General features: G+C 43.7%; 5 protein-coding genes and 4 pseudogenes. 5 read left to right on the top strand and 4 right to left on the bottom strand.

Annotation, left to right across the window (positions count from 1 at the left end; all coding sequences use genetic code 11):
- Nucleotides 1-223 precede the first annotated feature (223 nt).
- Nucleotides 224-286 carry a putative holin-like toxin gene (locus JOC59_RS09575; RefSeq protein WP_205144421.1) on the bottom strand — a complete coding sequence of 21 codons (63 nt, stop codon included), beginning with the start codon at nucleotides 284-286 and terminating at the stop codon, nucleotides 224-226.
- On the opposite strand from JOC59_RS09575, the pseudogene JOC59_RS09580 reads away from it, so the two are divergent.
- The 4 genes and pseudogenes from JOC59_RS09580 to JOC59_RS09015 all read left to right on the top strand — a co-directional run.
- Nucleotides 286-360, top strand: a pseudogene (locus tag JOC59_RS09580) (hypothetical protein); the annotation flags it as partial. The gene JOC59_RS09575 and the pseudogene JOC59_RS09580 overlap by 1 nt on opposite strands.
- A gap of 312 nt (nucleotides 361-672) precedes the next feature.
- Nucleotides 673-2,199 (top strand): ABC transporter permease/substrate-binding protein, encoded by a 1,527-nt coding sequence (locus JOC59_RS09005; RefSeq protein WP_205144418.1) that lies wholly within the window; start codon nucleotides 673-675, stop codon nucleotides 2,197-2,199.
- Nucleotides 2,200-3,171 carry an ABC transporter ATP-binding protein gene (locus JOC59_RS09010; protein WP_205144419.1) on the top strand — a complete coding sequence of 324 codons (972 nt, stop codon included), beginning with the start codon at nucleotides 2,200-2,202 and terminating at the stop codon, nucleotides 3,169-3,171.
- A 77-nt stretch (nucleotides 3,172-3,248) separates the two neighbouring features.
- Complete coding sequence (locus JOC59_RS09015) at nucleotides 3,249-4,580, top strand: dihydrolipoyl dehydrogenase family protein (RefSeq protein ID WP_205144420.1); 1,332 nt, start codon at nucleotides 3,249-3,251, stop codon at nucleotides 4,578-4,580.
- 269 nt (nucleotides 4,581-4,849) lie between these two features.
- Here the strand turns inward: JOC59_RS09015 and JOC59_RS09020 are convergent.
- A pseudogene (locus tag JOC59_RS09020) lies at nucleotides 4,850-5,002 on the bottom strand (IS30 family transposase); the annotation flags it as partial.
- A 219-nt stretch (nucleotides 5,003-5,221) separates the two neighbouring features.
- Between JOC59_RS09020 and JOC59_RS09025 the strand changes: the two are divergent.
- A complete protein-coding gene (locus JOC59_RS09025) occupies nucleotides 5,222-5,497 on the top strand; it encodes a hypothetical protein (RefSeq protein WP_239517096.1) in 276 nt (91 codons plus the stop codon).
- 37 nt (nucleotides 5,498-5,534) lie between these two features.
- Here JOC59_RS09025 and JOC59_RS09030 read toward each other — a convergent pair.
- Nucleotides 5,535-6,005: pseudogene (locus tag JOC59_RS09030) on the bottom strand (MucBP domain-containing protein); the annotation flags it as partial.
- Between the two features lie 60 nt (nucleotides 6,006-6,065).
- A pseudogene (locus JOC59_RS09035) lies at nucleotides 6,066-6,181 on the bottom strand (IS6 family transposase); the annotation flags it as partial.

Consider the following 6,181-nt stretch of genomic DNA (forward strand, 5'->3'; position numbering starts at 1 on the left):
ATAATAGCCCTTGAAATGTAGGGCTAAATTGAATGGTTAAGCGTTTCTATATAGAGACATATAAATACTTTGTTTCTCAATTTTGGCTAGGCATGATATAATGAATACAGAAAAAGGAAGCCTTGCGCTAACAAGGCTTCCCGTGTAGAGCCGTTTAAGACGGTGGCATTAGTTATAAAGTTAAAATAACCGCTAGCTTGGCAGAGCTAAGGCGGTTATTTTTTTACTGATTTTTAATCAACTCAACAACTAACGCTAGTAAGGCGACTATGAAAGTACCAAACATTAACTGAAGTTCAAGCAGCCATTGGTTGGTATATCAATTTTTATAATCGCAATCGCATCTCAAATGTTGCCTAAGTAACTGAATAAAAATAGTCCAATTTATTGACTTCTGAGCATTGGTACTTGCAAGGTAAAGATGAATCGTAGTCATTGTTGGGGCCTCCTTAGTTGTAATGATAATCCATTGAGTGGTTCATCTAATAGTTTCGTAAAAACTAGCCAGCTTCATTTTAAATCAATGAATAATTTTAACGTACAACTACAATAGTTACAAAATTTAGTGAATTGCCAGTGCGTATTACTATGATTTTTGGCGGATTATGCTACGATTAAATACATGGATAATTAAGAAGTTATTAAGCAAAAAGGTGAGGACTGAAGGTTAGCATGCAGACATTAATACAGACATTTATAGATCGACGCGGGGATTTGCTGACTGCGCTATGGCAACACTTGGGGATTTCATTAGCATCATTAGTCATCGCAATGGTAGTTGCGATTCCGTTGGCTATTTGGGTCGTTCGACGACCACGGTGGGCCGAGGGATTGTTACAGCTCACGAGTGTCCTACAGACGATTCCGTCTTTGGCACTGTTAGGGTTATTGATTCCGTTAGTTGGGATTGGAACGGTGCCAGCAGTAATTGCGCTAGTGATCTATGCTTTACTGCCGATTTTTCAAAATACTTACTTGGGTATCTCAGAAATCGATGCCTCAATTGAAGAGGCCGCCGATGCCTTTGGGATGTCACGAATGCGTAAGTTGTTTAAAGTTGAACTACCCATTGCCCTACCACAGATCATTGCTGGGATTCGGACCGCGCTCGTTTTAATCATTGGGACGGCTACTTTGGCCGCTTTGATTGGTGCTGGGGGTCTCGGGACCTTTATCATGCTCGGTATTGACCGTAATGATACCTCGTTATTATTGATTGGGGCCATCTCATCAGCATTGTTAGCAATTATGCTGAGTGCGCTCGTTCGGTGGTTTCAAACGGCTAAACCACGCCACGCCTTAATCGTCTTTGTCGGTATTTTAGCTTTACTTGGTGGTGGCGGGGCTTATAGTGTCTATGCCAATCGAGTTGAAACAATTACGATTGCAGGTAAACTTGGTTCCGAACCAGAAATCTTGATTAATATGTATAAGCAGCTGATTGAAGCTGAAGATGAACACGTTCATGTGACGCTCAAGCCTAACTTTGGCAAGACCACGTTCTTATTCAACGCGTTAAAGAATAATCAGGTTGATATTTATCCTGAATTTACTGGCTCGGTGCTGGAGACCTTAGTTAAGGGAAATAACCCAGCTGGTCAAACAGCTAACCAGACCTATCAGCTCGCCAAACAGCGCCTTGCTAAGCAGGAACAAATGACTTACTTGAAGCCGATGCAGTATAACAATACGTACGCATTGGCAGTGACTAAGAAATTTCAACAAGAACATCATTTGAAGACACTCAGCGACTTAACGCAAGTTGAATCGATTCTGAAACCCGGAATGACCCTAGAGTTTATTGATCGTAATGATGGCTTAAAAGGAATCAAGAAGACTTATGGGTTAGACGTGACTGCCAAGTCGATGGAGCCGGCGCTACGCTATGAAGCCATCAGTAAGGGGAAAATCAACTTGGTAGATGCCTATGCGACGGATAGTGAATTACGGCAGTATCACTTGGCCTTATTGAAGGATAACAAGCACTTCTTCCCAACGTATCAAGGGGCACCGTTGATGAAGACGAGCTTTGCCAACAAACATCCTAAGGTCGTTAAAGCGTTAAATAAGTTAGCAGGAAAGATTTCAGAAACTGATATGCAAGAAATGAACTATGAAGTCAATGTTAAGAAGCAGTCCGCTTCGACGGTTGCACATCGCTATCTTGTGAAGCACGGTTTATTGAAGGAGGGACGTTAAATGACAACGGCAATTGAATTTCAACATGTCCAGAAAGACTTTAATGGGCAGACCGTGATTCCCGACCTTAATTTAACGATTGACCAGGGTGAGCTATTTGTTTTGGTAGGGACTTCTGGGAGTGGCAAAACGACGTCACTTAAAATGATCAACTGCTTAGAGCCATTGACGGCTGGTAAAATCCTAGTTAATGGTACTGATACAACCACGATACCAGTCCGAAGTCTACGGTGGCAAATGGGGTATGTCTTACAGCAAATTGCCTTGTTCCCAACGATGACGGTGGCGCAAAATATCGCCGTGATTCCAGAAATGAAAGGGACAGCTAAGAAGGAAATTAATCAAACGAGTGATGAGCTATTGGCGGAAGTTGGCCTCGATCCAAAGGAATACCGTAACCGGATGCCGTCAGAATTATCCGGTGGTGAGCAGCAACGCATCGGTATCTTACGGGCGATTGCGGCGCAACCAGATATTGTTTTGATGGATGAACCATTTAGTGCGTTAGACCCTATCTCGCGGCAACAATTGCAAGACTTGGTCTTACGGCTACACGCCCGCTATCACAACACGATCGTCTTCGTGACGCATGATATGAATGAGGCGTTGAAGTTGGGTGACCGGATCGGTGTCATGCAACACGGTCAGTTAATACAAGTCGATACGCCGGCTGCTCTGGCTCAGCATCCAGTGAACGACTTTGTGCGGAACTTCTTTGGTGCGAGCCGAGCTAAAAATATCTATGATGTCTACGTTGGGCGTGTAGGGCTTATTCAGGGTTATCTCACAGAAAAACCCAGTGTTGCGAGTGGTCGGATTCAATCGTTAGACGTTAAAGCCACGTTACGCACCGCCTTTACGGCATTGACAGATCACGATTATGTGGCGGTCACGGAAAAAAATCGGGTTGTTGGCTATTTGGATCGCCAACGAATCGTGGCTTACTTGAGTCAACATGAAGAAGTATCTTAATCGTCAATTAAGGATGAATCAGTTACACTAAGTTGTGATAATTGATGGTCGCTAATGAATTTAAGGAGGAATTTCGAATGGCGGAACAGTACGATGTTGTTGTGATTGGTGGCGGACCAGCCGGCAATGCCATGGCTAGCGGATTAAAGGCTCAGGGCAAGACAGTGTTGATCGTTGAAGCGGATCTGTGGGGCGGCACTTGTCCTAACCGCGGTTGTGACCCTAAGAAAATCCTATTAAGCGCCGTCGAAGCGCTACAAGCGGCGCAACATTTACAAGGGCAGGGCCTGATTGGTGCGCCCAAAATTGATTGGCTAGCACTGATGGCGCATAAACGAGGCTATACGGATGGCATCAACGATGGGACGTTGAACGGGCTAAAGGGGCAAGATATTGCGACGTTACATGGTCAAGCGTACTTTCAATCCGACAATCAGTTAGCGGTCGGGGATCGAGTAGTCAGTGCGACTGATTACGTGATTGCCACTGGTCAGCGTCCGGAGATTCTACCGATTACCGGGCACGAATACTTTAAGACGAGCACTGACTTCTTAGATTTGGACCAGATGCCTAAACGCGTGACATTCGTAGGTGGTGGCTACGTAGGCTTTGAATTGGCGACGATTGCGAATGCCGCTGGCGCCGATGTGCACGTGATTCATCATAATGACCGTCCGTTAAAAGCTTTTGATGCAGATTTGGTTAAGGATTTGATGGCCGCAATGACGGCTGATGGAATCACGTTTGACTTGAATACGGATGTCCAAGCAATTACTAAAACGGCGACCGGTCTACAATTGACAGCTGATAATTTCGAGCTGACAACGGATCTGGTCATCAGCTCAGCGGGACGGATTCCGAACGCGGACCAGTTAGGTCTAGCCAACGTGGGCGTTACCTTTGATCGGCATGGGATTCAAGTCAATGATCATTTGCAGACGGCCAACCCGCACATTTATGCCATTGGGGATATCAGCGATACACCGGTACCGAAGTTAACGCCAGTTGCAGGTTTTGAAGCGCGTTATCTGGTCGGTGAGTTGACGCATCCCGGCGCAGCCATAAAGTATCCCGTTGTGCCAACGCAGGTTTTTGCAGCGCCCAAGTTAGCGCAAATCGGGATCAGCGCGGCCGCGGCGACTGAGCATCCAGATGAGTATTGTGTCAATACACTTGATATGACGAAGTGGTTCACTTATTACCGCTTTGGCGCACAACAAGCCCAAGCTAAAGTAGTGGTTTCTAAAGCGAGTGGGCAGGTTGTGGGTGCTACCCTTCTAAGTGATGTTGCCGACGAGATGATTAACTACTTCACGTTGTTAATTGAAAAACACGTGACTTTACCAGATTTACAACGGTTGGTATTGGCTTACCCAACGCCGGCTAGTGACTTACAATATTTGTATTAATGTGTGGTTGAATTAAATCAAAGTCCAGCTATTCAGCTTAACTGAATATGTCAGCACTAACGGAGTGACCAGGAATGACCGGCCACTCTTTTTTTGTTTGACCGGCGTTTGGAGTGGAATACGGAGGCCAAATGATGTCGCAAACAGACGGTCGTCATTTTCGTTGTGCGACTATCTTGGCGTGTAAGTACTGTGAAAAAATGTCAAAATTGTAGCTCGTCGCGGTGGCACTAATGTTAGTAAATTAATTATTTTAGTAGATTGCAAATTTAATCCGAATTTTTTGACAAATTAGTCAGCATCACTTGGTAAGGTGTTTGCCAGTTAAGTACTTTAAGGGGGCGCTGGTTAATTTCGAGTAACGTCGTTGTTAAATCTTGAGCACTAATGTGCTCAAAACAAGTCCCCTTATGGAACATCCATACGAAAAGTAGCGGTACGCCTTAAAAACCGAACATTAACTATTTTCCTCAAGGGTATCCAATGGTCGTAATTGACTATCTGCGAGGGCCTCATCGTATTGAAAAGTATACTGACTGTAAACGACACCCGTAAAATGTAGGAAAACGGCAGTTTAAAACTGTTGGTTTTTCTACATTTTTTGTATCATGAATCACATCAGACTGTAGGAGGAATTTGATGTGAGACGTGATTTAAGAGAAGGAGTGACGATTTACGTGACTGAAAATATTAAACCTAACTTTGCCGAGATTGCCCGGCAATATAATGTTGATTATCGAACCGTTAAGAAAGCCTATGAGGAAACCAAAACCGGACTTGCTGGTGGTCGACCGAAGCGACCAAGTTTACTGGATCCATTCAGACAAACAATCAATTCAAAGCTGGAACTAAATTGTTCGGCGGCTTCAATTTTCAAATTTATCCAGAAGAGGGGTTTCCCCGGCCTCCTTCTTTAAATAATCTATACTCGCTACAAATATATTTATTTAATGGTTAATCGTTATGATGTTTCTTGATACCAAGAAAACCGAGTAAACCATCAAACATTGCCAACAAAATACCAAAAAATGACATTGTTTGACTTTGACTATTGTTTTCACCAGTTTGAGGTAATCTTGGTGAATTAACAACGCTATTGTTGACTTTAGATTCCATATTAGTCGACTTATTGATTATGCCGTTGTTAGTAGTGTTACTTGGTTTAGAAAGTTTCCCCGGTTGGTTAGAACTAGTACTTCCTGTATTCGTACCATTACCTGGATTCCCCGGTTGATTGGACCCAGTGCTGCCATTGTTATTTGTTACGGGGTTCTTCGTGTAAATGTAGGTAACAGTCTGATTTTGATCCGTAAAGCTACCCGTAGGGTTCCCTTGGACTTCTTTGAAGGTGTAGCCTGGCACATCCTTTTGGATAGTTGAATATGAATCGCCGACATTACCAGAAGCAATAACATCGTCCGCAAGGTTCTGGTGCAAAATTAACAAAATAGTCTTTGTGATACATTGGGACGATTGTTGAACGGATCATTGTACTAATAATTCGACTAGTGATTGTGACGACGAAAAACCAAAGAGACTTGGTTCTCTTTGGCTTACTTTATGTAGTTGATGCATGACTTCAATCCCACTTAGCGTTTTTA

The sequence above is a fragment of the Periweissella beninensis genome (assembly GCF_016908275.1).
In the GTDB taxonomy this organism is placed as follows: domain Bacteria; phylum Bacillota; class Bacilli; order Lactobacillales; family Lactobacillaceae; genus Periweissella; species Periweissella beninensis.